The organism is Mycolicibacterium canariasense (assembly GCF_002101555.1).
Classification (GTDB): Bacteria; Actinomycetota; Actinomycetes; order Mycobacteriales; family Mycobacteriaceae; genus Mycobacterium; species Mycobacterium canariasense.
Map to the genome: position 1 here is coordinate 163,135 of NZ_LQOL01000099.1, position 13,633 is coordinate 176,767.

The window sequence follows — 13,633 nt, forward strand, 5'->3', positions numbered from 1 at the left end:
AGACCTGTCGCCGGGTTTGTCGGCGTGCCGAACCGGATTATGGGCGGCAAACGCGGAATGATACAGGTGTGGCTGATGATGCGAATGTGACAGCAGGCGTGCCCGCTCCCGAGCCCGCCGGTGAACCGCAGGCCGCGGAGTCCCGGCGGCGGGTCTGGTCGATGCCGACATCCCCGGTGACCCGCAAACACGTCGACGAGGCGGGTCGGCTGGCGGCCAAGGCCGGCGTGAGCGCGGCCCGGCAACTGGCCCGTGCCGTCGAGGGCGTGCCGCCGAAACTGCGGATGATCACGTTGGCGGCGGTGGTGCTGTTGCTCGGCATCGTCGGTGCGATCGCCCTTCCCCGCGCGGTGGCGGTGGCCTGCGTCGTCGTGGTGGTGCCGGTGTGCGCCTTCAGCCTGGGCGTTCTCACGCATCGCTGGTACGGCGCACCGGCCGAACCCGCGACGTCGGACCTGCAGCGCTCGGTCGAGTACGTCGACAAGAAACTCACCTTCGCGCTCAACGCTTTCGGCGCCGAACGCCACCAGCACGCCATGATCGCGCTCTTCCAGGCCAAGACGGCGGTCGATCTCACGCTCGGTACCGAGCAGGAACCGGCCGGCCAGATCGACGCGTTGCTGTCGATCGAGGAGCGCAGCTCCCGGCCGCGGATTCGCGCCGGTTCCACGCTGGCGGCGTCGTGAACGGTCAGGTGGCCTTCATCGAGGACGACTACACCCTGGTGATCAACCGCGGCGCCCAGGCCGGCGTGACGCCCGGGATGATCTTTGCCGTGCACGGTGAGTCGGATCAGGTGATCACCGACCCGGAGTCGGGCCGCGAGCTCGGCCGGCTCAGCCGGGAGAAACTGCGGGTGCGGGTGTTCGACGTGCAACCGCTGTTCGCCCGCGCACACACCTTCGCCAGGACCGACGACTTCTACGGGCTGTTCCAGGCGACGGCGGTGGTCACCGTCAACGTCGGTGACGGCGTCGAGCTGGTTCGCCCGCGGTCCGACACCGGTGCGATGGGCCGCGGGGCCTGAACCGGCGCACCCTGCCAGCTTTGCTGGCACCTCGCACGTTAATCTGGGGTCGCGGTGCGTTGCCGCATTTGGTTGGAGGTATTACCCATGCGTTCTCTCAGCGTGGCCGTGGCTGTCACGGTTGCCGCGATGTTCGGTTCCACCGGTGTGGCCGCGGCCGCACCCAAGGATTACTGCGCCGACCTCAAGGGCGGCAACACCGGCAGCACGTGCGAGATCCAGCTGTCCGACCCCGGGTACAGCGTCGACATCAGCATTCCGCTGGACTACCCGGACCAGAAGTCGGTCGCCGACTACATCTCCCAGACCCGCGACGCGTTCCTCAACTCGGCCAAATCCGGCGCGGCGCGCACCACGCCGTACGTACTGAGCATCACGCCGACGGAGTACAACTCGTCGGTCCCGCCGCGCGGCACGCAGGCCGTGGTCTTCTCGGTCACCCAGGATGTCGGCAGCGGGCCGCAACGCACGTACAAGGCATTCAACTGGGACCAGAGCTTCCGCAAGTCGATCACCTACACGGCCGCGCCTGACGATAAGCAGAACACGCCGCTATGGCGGGTGGACGATCCGCTGAAGACGGTCGCCCCGATCGTCCAGGCCGAACTGCAACAGCAGCTGGCCCCGCCGCCGGCCGCCCCGCCCACGCCGGCCACGACGACAACCACGCCCACGCCCACCACCAGCACGACTACCACCCCGCCCCCACCCCCGGCGCCGTTGCCGTTCTCGCAAGCCGCGCTGTACAACCCGGCCAACTATCAGAACTTCGCGGTCGTCAACGACGGGGTGATCTTCTTCTTCGACCAGGGCGTGTTGCTGCCCGCCTCGGCGGGACCGTTGCACGTGCTGGTACCGCGGTCTCAGATCGATCCGATGATCGCGTGACGTCGTTCCACTGAAAGCGCCCTTTCGCGGGGCGTCTACCGCGTTGCCTCCGCGTGGAGCACCCAAGCCGCGGCGCCGCTAACCTCGACATGACCGCCGTGCCGCCCCCACAGCGCACCGAACACACTGGGATGCAGTCGATCCCAGCCGATTGACGGCACCGGTTGCCGCCGCGAAGCGGCACCCAGCAATAGCAGTTTCTCCCCCTCATGCATCTCTTCAGTGAAGATCACACGGGGCGGCGACGCAACCGAATTTCCCTGGCACGGAAGCGACCCCGTTGGGTGGTGCCCTCCGTTGCCCGATACCCCCCGGGTGACGCCGCACGCCTGCCACCGGTGCCGCTGACCCCCCGACCGCAATCGTCAATCCGGCATTGCCGCGACGATCTGATCCTGGGTCAGCGGCAGGGTTCGTACGCGGACACCAAGCGCGTCGTAGACCGCGTTGGCGATCGCGGCGACGGTAGGGCCCTGGGCTGTCTCCCCTACCCCGAGACTGGGGTTGGCGTTTCCTGGCACGAGCACCACGTCCACCTGTGGCACTTCGGTGAACCGCAGAATCGGGTAGCTTTCCCACGTGTCGCTGGTCACGGAGACGTCGTTGAATCGAACACGCTCCTTCACCGTCCAGCTGGTGGCCTGGATGGCCCCGCCTTCGATCTGATTGATCGCGCCGTCGGGATTGACGACCAGGCCGGCATCGACGGCGATGACCAAGCGGCGCACACGCACCTCGGTAACCGCCTCCACCTCGGCGATCACCGCGCAGTATGCGCTGCTGTTCTTGTATTGCGCGTAGCCGATTCCGCGGCCGAACGACTCCGTCGGCGTCCATTCCGCCCACCCGAACTGCCGCGCAGCGGTCTCGATCACCTCCCGGCCGCGAGGATCGGCCAGCTGGCGGAGCCGGTATTCGATCGGGTCTCGGTCGGCACGCTCGGCGAGCTCGTCCATGAAGGATTCGATCGCGAAAACATTGACGAAGGCACCGAGGGCGCGCATCGCCGATGTCCGGATCGGCATGGTGGTCAGCTCATGATTCGTCACGCGGTACTGCGGGAAAGCGTATCCCGGAACGGAATTGCGCCCCGCGGTGCCGCCATGAGCCAGCAGTTGGGGTCCTTCGGGCGACGCGGTGATCTCCTGTCCGCCGTCGCGGTGGCTGGCTGCGAGCAACGCGATGCCGGGTGTGAATCCGGGTCGCGTGTTATGGCTACTGCCCCAGATCTCGTGACGCCATGCCACCACGTCACCGCCGGCGTCGAGGTCGGCGGCTATGCGGACCACCGCCGCGGGACTCAGCGGGGCCCAGGTCAGTTCGTCGGCCCGCGACCACACCACCTGGACGGGACGCCCCGGAACGGCCCGGGCCAGCATCACCGCATCCATCGCGGCATCGTCTGCTCCGTTATGGCCGTAGCAGCCCGGACCGTTGACGTGGCGCACCACCACGTCGTCCTCGTTCATGTCGAAGGCCCGCGCCAGTTCCTGCCGCAGCACGAAAACGCCTTGGCTGTGTGTCCACACGTCCAGCTGCGGAGCAGCACCGGCCGTGTAGCGGGCCACGGCGCATGAGGGGCCCATGGCCGCGTGGGCCAGATACGGGCGGTGAAACTGTGCTTCGTGCGTGTGGGCCGGAGCCGCAGATTGGATACCCTTCACCTCCGCGAGCACGGTTTCGGACGCCTCCGTGGTGGTGAGGAAGGCCGGTAGGTCGTTGTCGTCGGGCAGCGTCGCTCGCTCGTCCCAGCTGCTGTGCTGACGCAGTCTCTCCGCGGCCGAGACGGCGGTCTCTTCGCAGTCGGCGATCACGGCGAGAAAGTTGCCGTCCCGCACAACGGCGACAATGCCGGTCTCGTGGCTGAAGTCCTCGACGTCGTATCCGGTCAGCGTCGCCCCGCGGGAGGGCGGACGCACGATCCGTCCGTACAGCATCCCCGGCATAGCGAGGTCGTGAATGAACCGCGGTGACCCAGAAACCAAACTGGGCAGGTCGATTCGCGGAACGGCAGTGCCGACGACGGTGTACTCCTCGGGTGATTTGGCACCGAATGCGCCTGTTGCATCTCGAGCCAGCAGCGCGTCGTCAGCCAACTCCCAGTAGCTGGTGTGGCGCTGATCCGGCGTGACGATCACCCCGTCGGTAACCCGCAATACCGCAACGTCGACGTCCAGACACGTGGCCGCCCGCTCGAGGTAGATCCCTCTCGCCTCGGCACTGGCGGCCCGCAAGGCAGCACCGGACTGCTGCACAGACACGCTGGCCGCCGTGTATCCCTCGTTCGGGCTTCGTGTGGTGTCGGCGGCGACCATCCTGATTCGGCCGACGTCGATATCGAGTTCTTCGGCGACGATCTGGGCCAAGGCCGTCAAGACACCTTGGCCCAGCTCGACTTTGCCGGAGCGGACCTCGACGATGCCGGAGCGATCTACGCGCAACCAGGTATCCAGTCTCGGGTTCGCACGCAGCGACGGGGGCAACTCGTTCACTGCGCACCGCTCGAGCGCAGATCTGCGGCAGCGGAGAGCACTGCTCGGACGATGCGGTTGTGCGCTCCGCACCGACACAGGTTGCGGTCCAGTGCAGACCGAACCTCATCCTCGGATGGATTGGCGTTGTGCCGGAGTAGCGCCGTCGCCGCGACCATCATGCCCGAAATGCAGTAGCCGCACTGCGCCGCCTGCGCCCGCACGAACGCGCCGGCGACGGGATTGGAGGCGTCGGACCCGATCTCTTCGACGGTGGTGATCGACCGCCCCGCCACCGCCCACGTCGGCACGTTGCAGGAGTAGTCGGCGTGTCCGTCGATCAACACCAGACATGCCCCGCACAGCCCTTGACCGCATCCGAAGCGAGTTCCCTTGAGATTCAGATAGTTCCGCAGTACGTAGATCAGCGGTGTGTCGTCGGCAACCTCGACGACGTGTTCGGTGCCGTTCACTCGCATCGCATGCATTTCATTCCTCTCGATGCCGATCGGCCGTCACGCTTGTTCGACAACACGGGCCTTACCCGACGGTGTCGGCCGGTGTCTCTCACACACCGGCATGTCGATGGGGATGGATGTGTACTTTGCAACCGGCGAGCAGGGGCGAAACTTCCCACCCACAGCGCGCAGTCGGCCATCCCTGATGATCCTGATCCTCCGGCGACGTCGGCGTCATGTTCGACAAGGCTTCGGCGGCAACGAAAGGGATGTTGTAGGCGACCCGCCGTGCCCAATGATCCTGTCTCACAGGTGATGTACAGCATTCAACTAGTTGACACGTGTAGGTTTAGCGCTGATGGGCGGTGGCCGATCAGTGGGCGTGATCGAGCCGGCGGCAATGTCAACGGAGGTGCTCGTACGCCGCATGCTCAACGGCGCCGCCGCTGTTCTCCGGGCTGTTCAGCGGACTCCGGAACATCGATGAATCGGCGAATGCTGACAGGAAGCGGCGCTGTTCGACAACCCGACCCGCTCGGAGACCGACCCGATCACGAGAGGAAGGCAGCACCATCGTGAAGATCATCGCGTTGGAAGAACACTTCGTCGTCCCCGAGCTCATGCACGCGTGGCAGGACGCTCCGGACGGAACTGACGAGGCAGACAGCGTGCTTACGCGGGCGCGCCACGTGCAGCGGGCGCTCCTGGACACCGGCGAGCAGCGGATCGCCGCGATGGACGATCAAGGCGTCGATGTGCAAGTCCTCTCGCTCACCTCGCCCGGCATGCAGAATCTGTCCGCACCGGACGCCGTGACCATGGCGCGGCAAACCAACGACGCGCTGGCCGGCGTCGTCGCGGCGCACCCCGACCGGCTGCAGGGCTTCGCGGCGATCCCCACTCCGGACCCGGCAGCGGCCGCCGCCGAACTGGAACGCGCTGTCGGCACACTCGGGTTCCCCGGCGCACTGATCAACGGTCGTACCGGTGACCTCAGCATGGACAACCGCGTGTTCGACGACCTGTATGAGGTCGCCGAACGCCTCGGGGCACCGATCTACCTGCACCCCCAGGAGCCCCCCGCGGCGGTCCGCGACGCCTACTACTCGGGCTTTGGCGACCTGGACTTCGTCCTGTCCTCGCCGGCGATCGGCTGGCACTACGAAACCGGCATACAGTTCCTGCGCATGGCAATCGGCGGTGTCTTCGACCGCTACCCCGGCCTGCAGGTTGTCCTCGGCCACTGGGGTGAGCTCGTGCTGTTCTATCTCGAACGGTGGCAGCCGACCCTCGAGCGGACCGGTTTGCACCTGCAGCGCCCCTTATCGGAAGTGGTGCGTGAGAACGTGTGGGTGACCGGCAGCGGCATTCTCAGCGAGCGCTACTTCCGCTGGGCGGCCGAGGTCGTCGGCGCGGACCGGATCATGACGGCAACGGATTACCCCTACGTCGACAACTCCGGCGGCGCAGCACGGACATTCCTCGAAAACCTGCCGGTGACGGCGGAGGAGCGCACCGCCATCGCGTCCGGGAACTGGGAACGACTCACCGCCCGTGCAACAGGGCAGAGCACCCCCGACGCGTGATGCGTCGACACGCATCGATCGCGGTGCCCGAAAACCAATGACAACGGAGAAGTCGCTTCGGGCGGCCTCTGCCGGGCAGCCGGATTCCAACCGGCGATGACAACGTCTGGCAACACCGCAGATTCGACGAGTACCGCGGAAGGGCCCCGCCACGCATCGGTTCGACGGCGCCGGTAACCCAAGGGGCCCGCTACTCCGGTTGGCGGAAATACGGCTCAACCGTGCCGCTGAGCTTGACGACCATCGGATTTCCGCGGCGATCCTTGGCAGTCGGCACTTCCACCCGCACCCAACCCTCGGCAACGTCGTATTCGTGCACGTTGGTTTTCTCCACGCCATTGAAGCGGATACCCACGTCGCGGCGGAGCGCCTCTTCGTCATAGAAGGCGCTACGCGGATCGATGGAGAGGTGGTTCGGCGGAACGTCTGTGTTCTGATCCTGGGACATGATGGCTTTCGTTCGATGCTACGTAGGTCTCGGGCTTGATCCTCCAAGAACCTACGCGACCGGGTGATCGCGGGTCGGTTTCACTGGTGACGCGCTACCTGGGACGCGAACCGCACAGTGCGCTGTCGCCGCATCGGCGAGGCCTCAAGAGGAGCCGTTGTTGTCGCCTGATGGCGGGAGTTGAGACTCACAGACGAGACGTCGCATCGATCCATCTACGTAGGACGGCAGTAGTTGATGACAAATGGATCTCGGTCGGGTCGAGATGTGGCGTCATGCAGCCACCGTCGAGGGTGGTGGTGTCATCCTGGTCCGGTGGCGCCTAGGGCAGCGAAGAAAACCGACAGCCGCTTGGCGGCTCGGCTTGCCGCGCTCGCCTCGCTGGGCGCTTCTGTCATCCACTTCGCGGTCGTTCCCAACCACTGGCATGAATGGATGCCGGCAGGCTTGTTTTTCGCGGCCATCGCGCTGTTCCAACTCTTGTGGGCGCGGCTAGTACTGACTCGAACCACCACCCCTGTGCTGGCCCTTGGCATCATGGTCAATCTTGCCGTCGTTGCGCTTTGGACCGTGTCGAGAACCGCAGGAGCGCCACTGGGTCCCCACGCCGGTCAAGCCGAACTGATCCAAGCCGCGGACCTGTGCGCGCTGCTGCTCCAGATCTATGTCGTCATGGGCGCTGGCTGGGTCTGGCATCGCGGCCTTCAAGGACAACCGGTGTCCGCCTTCGTCAGCGCCATGGTGCTCCTTGGCGCGTTCGGGGTCGTCGCGCTGGCGTCCACAGTGGGCGCTGCCTCGGGTCTCCGGCACGGCCACCACGCCCCAGCCGGGGCCGAAGCAGGGCCTCATCACCACGGAACCGGTTCAGAGCAGAGCGACGACCATCACAGTCACGACCCAGAGCAGGCGTCTCCCCCGTCTGTGGTCCGCCCGGTCGAAGCTCCTGCGCCCGCCCCTGGGTCCGGCGGTGCGTCTGAACAGGCTACGCCCGTGCCGATCAGTGAGCCGCTTCCGACAGCGACGCCGCTCGACGACCACCAAGACCACGACCACATGCATTGACCTGCGGCCTGCGTGGTCGATCCACCGCCTGCAGCTGTTAGTTTCCGCCCGTCAGGTCTACCCTGCCGATGGCCTCGCCCGGAGGATGCACAATGTCGAGGGCCGATACTCCGATGCCGTAGACGATGCTGACCGAACGCCGCGCCTCGCGCGGGTGCTACCGGTCAGGCGGGCTGGCGAGCCGAGAAGCAGACCTCGTCGGCGGGCACCCCGAGGGCATCGCCGCCGCGAATCTCCCGGGACATTTCCCGAAAAGGACGTACATACGTGTACTGCCGGTCTCCTCAGGGCCGAGCGCATCACGCGAAATCCTGACCACGGCCGCCGCATTGCCCACACCCGGAAAACAACAAACCCGCTCCGACACTGGTCAGAGATGGTTTTGAACGTCGGGCTGTGTCGGCTCCGGTCGAATCCTGAGCAACCCACCCCGGAACTACCTGCTCACTTTTCAACCGGAGCCGACAGGGCTGACAGGATTTGAACCTGCGACCACTTGACCCCCAGGCATCGCAGGGATGTTCGCCCATGTTCGCGAAGACACCCACATCCCTTGTGGCGCAACGCAGATCGTCCGCCAGAAACATGCGCGAACAAGCACGAACACAGGGGTAATCTACCGCTGGTTTGGGTCAGCGTTTGGGTACTAACGCCGGCCGTCGCGGATCTGGTAAATGCGTGACAGCGACAGGCCGGCAGCCTCCGCGAGCTGCTCCCCTGAAAGCCCCTGCTCGAATCCCTCGCGGATGAGCCGGCGGAGTTCCTCATCCGCCGCATCGAATGCCTGGCGTCGATTCTCGCGCTGCTTGGCCGCGCGCCTGATCAACGCGAGATGCTCCACAAGCGAAGAAGTCTAGGAGCGGCCAACCGGTTCATGACATTCCTCCGCATCTCGGTTTGTAGCGCGCTACAGTATGTTACCTACAGCACGCTACAACTCTTCGTAGTCTCTCACCTGCATAAAAGATAAAGTGATGACACAGTCTCCCCCGCCTGCAATGCCTCAAAGCCGCGCGCCTCCCGGCGCGTCGCGTCATCTCTGTGACGACTCCCCAACTTTGGGGCGTTGAACTTCGACCTCGCATACGAAGAAAGCGGCTCCCCTGCCAGGGAGCCGCCTTCTGAAATCTTCGCCCCGTTATCAGCGGGGATCATCTTCAACCACGAGGAGCCTACTCCCATGCGCGAAAACAGCGCAACACTTCCGTCCATCGCTCCCCCAGTCGGCGCCGACCTCGTCGGCCAGTGGGAGGACCACATCGAGGGCCAGCAGGCCTACCGCGGTATCTGCGGTGCTGACCGCCACATCACCGACCACGAGGCCACGGTGTATCCGATGGTCGTCCAGCTCGCGGACGGCTCCATCCAGGACGACGAGGTCTCGTCCCCCGGTATCTATGTCTGCCAGGGTGACCGGGACTGCCTGCCTCGGCTGAACGTCGACCAGGCCCGCGAGCTGGCGGCAGCATTGTTGGATTGCGTCACCGAGCTTGACCGGTGGGTGCAGCGATGACCACGGGGCGCGATGCAACGCTGATGACCGCGCGCGAGCGTCAGCAGGTCGATCGGATCCTCGAAACCACGCGCGACCAATTCGAGGACGAGATCGAGGTCATCCTCAAACATCTTTCATACGACGACCTGACGATCCACGACGTCATCGCACTCGCGGCCTTGCTTCGGCCGGCGTACGAGCGGGCCATGGCACGGAAGGCACCACCGGCACCGGTCATCAAGCTGCATGCCGTCGGGGGTGCAAAGTGACGACGGATCCTGCGGTGAACGACGACAGCGAACAGCACTTGGCGCACCTGCGTTGGCTGGCGGGCACAATGCTCTGTGAGATTGATTGGCTCGACATGCCCGCCGAGGAACTGCGGGCATGTATCGCGGCGATGGAGCCTGCGCACTGTCGTGCCCTTACTCAAGCAGCCCGGGCTGACGTAGAGCCGCCCTATCCGCCGGGGAGGCGAAAGCTCAAGGTCATAACCAAGTGACTCTCCCGCTCGGGCAAGAGCGAGGGGTCGGATTTCAAATCCGACCAAGACGGCAGGGGTGTCCACGGTTGTGGACACCCCTGCTGCTGGTTGAATTCCGCAGGTCAGCCAACTTGCTGGGGCCTGCCACCTGAGTCTTTCGGTGTAGACCGGAAAACTCAGCCAACTTGCTGGGCCGTCGACACCCTGGGCAGGTCATGGGCAACCACAGCCATCACGGCTGTAGGTTGCCGACAAACGCTCGATCCCGATGCCCTAAGCCAGGCTTACCCCATCGCGGACGGTATGGGTCGCATTCAGAATGTGACCCTTGTCAGCGGGGGGCTGGCATCACCAGTCACGAACGCGTTGGGGCCGGCCGGCACCCTTTTTACTGACGACAGTAAAAAAGGTCCGGACGTTGAAGCCCTAGGCCCAGACCCCGCTGCCATCTTTTCGCATCTGCGAAAGGTCGGGCCAACTTGCTGGGTCCGGCAACGTGGCTGGTCGCGACCATATTGCTAGCGCCGGCAAAAAGGTACGCAGCCTCCTCGTGCAGTCCCCTTACCCGTTGCCGTGTGGATGCTGATGCTTGATCATCGGACCACATGAACATGTACACACCGGACGAACCGGACCCGGTGGAGTCACAAACTGATTGGGCCCCGCTGATTCGCACATACAGCCTCGAAGAGGTTGCAGCACTGGTGCTCTCACCCGACGACATACCGAACGGCGTCAGATGGCTCAATGACCAAATCCGCGCTGGCAAGGTTTCTGCCTACAAGGCCGTCCGCCGCTGGCGCATGACACATGCCGATGTGGAAGACCTCATCGAGCGCCGCCGCAACAATGTGCGGCCGTCGAGTAGCAAGCGCGTCGCAGTAGCGGAACAGGAGTCCGATCCAGATGCCCCGATCATCAATGGGAAGCCCTACGGCGGCATGACGCGGCGATCCTGGCTGTATCACACGAGAGCTGAGATACCCGGGACCACTCAGTACGCGAGACGCTACGGCCGGCGCCACCCATCGCCCCAGCCACCTCCCCCGTCGCCGATCAGCTACAAGATGGTGAAGCCTGAATCGGAGGCAGTCATCTTCAACATGCCGCCACTCACCGAACCCCAAATCGAACTATTGGAGCGCGTGCGTCGAGAGCGAGAGGTTGTTGTCGACGGCGACGCTAGAAAGGTTGTCGAGTCACTGGTACGTCGAAACCTGATCGCTTACGAGGTCAGGGGCAACCGCGGCGACTATCGGTTCACGTTGCGCCCCATGTAGCCGCGGGAGTTGGCGCAGTCAGCGCTCCAAAAGCGCGCTAGCCTTACTTGAATCAGTCCGTCACCAGCCCCTACGAGTGACGGGCCGATCGGACAAGGCGGTGGAAGTGAAGACGTATGACGCGTATGCCCACCACGGCGAACGGTACTGGGTCATCCGAGTCCCAGGGCTCGGCAACGACCCTGAGGTTGGGCTGCCGACGCAAGCACGGAATCTGACCGAAGCCGAACCCATGGCGCGGGACCTCATCGCAACCTGGCTCGACGTCCCGGCCGACTCGTTCGACGTCACCGTGCACGTTGACGAGGTCACTCCGGCTTCGCCTTAAGCGTCCACGCCGGCACCCAATGCGTGACCGGCCGCGCGTTCGGCCCGAACTTGATCAGGTACGTGACGAGGCCCCACCAGGCGCCCTGCTCGCAGACCCCCAGCACGTCAACTCACCCTCGACGACGGCGTGCATCTGCAGCCCAAACGGGTGGTAGCGGCCATCACTGTGCGGCTCACGCGGGAAGAGGCGGCCGAGGTCGATCAGCACAATGCGTGGTGGGTCGACCCGTCGGAAGACTTCGCGGACGGGCTGACCGCAGTACCCGATCGCCTGAAGGTCACCCACCGTTCGATCATACGTTCGAATAGCGGGGTCTAACGCCACGGTTTCGAGCAGAAGTCCCATGACTCGCCCAGACTTGACTCCCCCACGGGGGCTATCGCGTGACATGTGCAGATTGCAACGGTAGAGTAATACAAATCACGGCTCTGACCAGGCGGTTCTCGACGTGTTTTGTGTTGACCGATCGTTGCATTGCGTGCATACTGTACTTCATGCAGCCCCCCAACCCGGGGTGGGTGCACGAAACCCGAAGGAGTGAGACGGCCATGGCAACATTGGCAATTGATCGTCTGACCGAAGCTGAGGCTGCTCGGGTGGCGAGCCTGGAGGAATTGAAGGCGATCTTGGTGGATGCCGAGAATCGCGATGTCAAGCGCGAGGAATTCAGCGAGCTATTTGCGCTGTCTATCCGCGTATTGGAGTTAGACCAAGAGTCCGCCGCAAAGCTCTTTAAGACGAGCCGACCGACCATCAGCCGTTGGGCTGCTGGTCTGTCCGCCCCACACATTTTGGGTCGTCCTGCCGTCTTTCGCGCGCTTCGCAAGGTCGCGAACGACAGATTAAGGCAGCACACAGCGTCGGTCGTGGACGCGTCTGCGTAACTGACGCGTCCACGCTGACGCGACACCGGCATGTCCACGTAAACGGACGTCGGCTGCTCGCTATTGTCATCGACCATGACAGTTGTGTTCGCCCACGCTGACCCGGCCGAGGCAAGAGAAGTATTCCAGTGGCATCGCGGTTTCGCTGGCGCGAACGACATGCTCTTTCCTCGATCGTGGAACCAGTACGAGCAATTGGCAAATGACGGCCGGGTATTCACCGCCAAAGAAGACGGTGAGTATCTCGGCCTCTGCTATTACAACTGGGACGAAGACGACGAGGACGACAAGTTCTGGGAACTTGGCGGCCTCATGGTCGCGACGAACACACGCGGTCGCTCGATCGGTATCACCTTGATGCGAGTGACTTTGGCTCAGCTGCTCTTTGACGAGGAGCCTCTATCCCGACACGAGGCCATCATTTCCCACGTCCATTCGCAGAACGACAATCCGAGACGGGTTATCGAGACGCATTTGGGCTTCCCTCATCAGAGACAGATCGAAATTCCTGGCGCGGTTGTCCCGGGTCTCCGACAAGACGAAGACGGGATGGTGCGAGGTGACGTCTTTGCGTTCGCGTACCCCTACACACTCGAGAAGCTCCTAGTTTGGTGTGAAACTTGGGATGGACGACTTCGGGACGGTTCGCCCGCTGAGATCCAAATTTTTGGCGACGGCATTGAGATTTGGGCGGCAGCATTTAGGCAGATGCTTGCTGACCCGATGGGAATCTAGATCGCCGGTGGGCTCATGATCAGTGGCATGTTTTTCGATGGCATGGAAGAACCGGACCGGACCGAAATCTATATGGCCCGCGATCTCGGCAAGCTTGTCCGCGGCACGAACATCCTCATGCGGGTATCGAACTCCGACGATGCCCCGTGGCGATACGTACAGACGCTCACCGAAACCGGCCAAGGGGTGAAGGTCACGTTCCTGGACGAAGAATCTGTGCGTCTGCTCCGCTACAACGAACCGGTCGAGGTCGGCCTTTAGTCGGCTCGTGTCCACCGTTCGGCGGATTTGATGCGGTTTCGGATCGCGTAACTGCCACGCGTCGATACGCTCCGCCCCGTCAGTGGTAGGCGCTCTCCCCTCTTGGGGGAACGCCTAGCGGGGAAAGGACTTTCGATCCGTTATGCGGCTCTTCATGATTGAGGGTGTAGAACGGTCAGCTGCTGTCGGCCTGTGATTGGGGTGTCTGGTTGGCTGGGTGTGT

Annotated in this window: 17 protein-coding genes and 1 pseudogene; 13 read left to right on the forward strand and 5 right to left on the reverse strand. The window is 64.0% G+C overall.

Annotation, left to right across the window (positions count from 1 at the left end; translation table 11 throughout):
* Positions 1-68: 68 nt before the first annotated feature.
* The 3 genes from AWB94_RS32180 to AWB94_RS32190 all read left to right on the forward strand — a co-directional run bounded on the left by AWB94_RS32180 (position 69) and on the right by AWB94_RS32190 (position 1,915).
* Positions 69-686 (forward strand): hypothetical protein, encoded by a 618-nt coding sequence (locus AWB94_RS32180; protein WP_062656904.1) that lies wholly within the window; start codon positions 69-71, stop codon positions 684-686.
* Positions 683-1,027 (forward strand): hypothetical protein, encoded by a 345-nt coding sequence (locus tag AWB94_RS32185; protein WP_062656903.1) that lies wholly within the window; start codon positions 683-685, stop codon positions 1,025-1,027. Before AWB94_RS32180 ends, AWB94_RS32185 begins: the two co-directional genes overlap by 4 nt.
* Before the next feature lie 87 nt (positions 1,028-1,114).
* Positions 1,115-1,915, forward strand: a complete 801-nt coding sequence (locus AWB94_RS32190; protein WP_109762250.1) for an RsiV family protein — start codon at positions 1,115-1,117, stop codon at positions 1,913-1,915.
* A gap of 365 nt (positions 1,916-2,280) precedes the next feature.
* On the opposite strand, the gene AWB94_RS32195 is transcribed toward AWB94_RS32190, so the two are convergent.
* Positions 2,281-4,407, reverse strand: coding sequence for a xanthine dehydrogenase family protein molybdopterin-binding subunit (locus tag AWB94_RS32195; RefSeq protein ID WP_062656902.1), 2,127 nt, complete (start codon positions 4,405-4,407; stop codon positions 2,281-2,283).
* Positions 4,404-4,865 carry a (2Fe-2S)-binding protein gene (locus AWB94_RS32200; protein WP_201029545.1) on the reverse strand — a complete coding sequence of 154 codons (462 nt, stop codon included), beginning with the start codon at positions 4,863-4,865 and terminating at the stop codon, positions 4,404-4,406. Before AWB94_RS32200 ends, AWB94_RS32195 begins: the two co-directional genes overlap by 4 nt.
* Before the next feature lie 554 nt (positions 4,866-5,419).
* Between AWB94_RS32200 and AWB94_RS32205 the strand changes: the two genes are divergently transcribed.
* The gene (locus tag AWB94_RS32205; RefSeq protein ID WP_062656900.1) at positions 5,420-6,430 is read left to right on the forward strand and encodes an amidohydrolase family protein; all 1,011 of its coding nucleotides are present in this window, start codon (positions 5,420-5,422) and stop codon (positions 6,428-6,430) included.
* Positions 6,431-6,620: 190 nt separating this feature from the next.
* On the opposite strand, the gene AWB94_RS32210 is transcribed toward AWB94_RS32205, so the two are convergent.
* Positions 6,621-6,878 carry a DUF3297 family protein gene (locus AWB94_RS32210; protein WP_062656899.1) on the reverse strand — a complete coding sequence of 86 codons (258 nt, stop codon included), beginning with the start codon at positions 6,876-6,878 and terminating at the stop codon, positions 6,621-6,623.
* A 267-nt stretch (positions 6,879-7,145) separates the two neighbouring features.
* On the opposite strand from AWB94_RS32210, the gene AWB94_RS32215 reads away from it, so the two are divergent.
* Positions 7,146-7,940 (forward strand): hypothetical protein, encoded by a 795-nt coding sequence (locus AWB94_RS32215; RefSeq protein WP_062656898.1) that lies wholly within the window; start codon positions 7,146-7,148, stop codon positions 7,938-7,940.
* 646 nt (positions 7,941-8,586) lie between these two features.
* On the opposite strand, the gene AWB94_RS32220 is transcribed toward AWB94_RS32215, so the two are convergent.
* Entirely contained in the window at positions 8,587-8,781 is a 195-nt protein-coding gene (locus AWB94_RS32220; protein ID WP_062656897.1) for a hypothetical protein, read from the reverse strand.
* A gap of 339 nt (positions 8,782-9,120) precedes the next feature.
* On the opposite strand from AWB94_RS32220, the gene AWB94_RS32225 reads away from it, so the two are divergent.
* From AWB94_RS32225 to AWB94_RS32245, 5 genes are all read left to right on the forward strand, one after another.
* Positions 9,121-9,453, forward strand: coding sequence for a hypothetical protein (locus AWB94_RS32225; protein WP_131805301.1), 333 nt, complete (start codon positions 9,121-9,123; stop codon positions 9,451-9,453).
* Positions 9,450-9,704, forward strand: coding sequence for a hypothetical protein (locus tag AWB94_RS32230; protein WP_062656895.1), 255 nt, complete (start codon positions 9,450-9,452; stop codon positions 9,702-9,704). The genes AWB94_RS32225 and AWB94_RS32230 overlap by 4 nt, the downstream gene beginning before the upstream one ends.
* Positions 9,705-9,718: 14 nt before the next feature.
* Positions 9,719-9,937, forward strand: a complete 219-nt coding sequence (locus AWB94_RS32235) for a hypothetical protein (RefSeq protein WP_131805300.1) — start codon at positions 9,719-9,721, stop codon at positions 9,935-9,937.
* A 587-nt stretch (positions 9,938-10,524) separates the two neighbouring features.
* Positions 10,525-11,199 (forward strand): helix-turn-helix domain-containing protein, encoded by a 675-nt coding sequence (locus AWB94_RS32240; RefSeq protein ID WP_062656893.1) that lies wholly within the window; start codon positions 10,525-10,527, stop codon positions 11,197-11,199.
* A 106-nt stretch (positions 11,200-11,305) separates the two neighbouring features.
* Positions 11,306-11,527: a hypothetical protein gene (locus AWB94_RS32245; protein ID WP_131805299.1), complete on the forward strand. Its 222-nt coding sequence runs from the start codon at positions 11,306-11,308 to the stop codon at positions 11,525-11,527.
* On the opposite strand, the pseudogene AWB94_RS35960 reads toward AWB94_RS32245, so the two are convergent.
* A pseudogene (locus AWB94_RS35960) lies at positions 11,508-11,815 on the reverse strand (hypothetical protein). The gene AWB94_RS32245 and the pseudogene AWB94_RS35960 overlap by 20 nt on opposite strands.
* 263 nt (positions 11,816-12,078) lie before the next feature.
* Between AWB94_RS35960 and AWB94_RS32255 the strand changes: the two are divergent.
* The 3 genes from AWB94_RS32255 to AWB94_RS32265 all read left to right on the forward strand — a co-directional run bounded on the left by AWB94_RS32255 (position 12,079) and on the right by AWB94_RS32265 (position 13,410).
* Positions 12,079-12,414 (forward strand): hypothetical protein, encoded by a 336-nt coding sequence (locus AWB94_RS32255; RefSeq protein ID WP_131805298.1) that lies wholly within the window; start codon positions 12,079-12,081, stop codon positions 12,412-12,414.
* A gap of 75 nt (positions 12,415-12,489) precedes the next feature.
* A complete protein-coding gene (locus AWB94_RS32260) occupies positions 12,490-13,149 on the forward strand; it encodes a GNAT family N-acetyltransferase (protein WP_062656890.1) in 660 nt (219 codons plus the stop codon).
* Positions 13,150-13,176: 27 nt separating this feature from the next.
* Positions 13,177-13,410, forward strand: a complete 234-nt coding sequence (locus tag AWB94_RS32265) for a hypothetical protein (RefSeq protein WP_131805297.1) — start codon at positions 13,177-13,179, stop codon at positions 13,408-13,410.
* Positions 13,411-13,633: the final 223 nt, after the last annotated feature.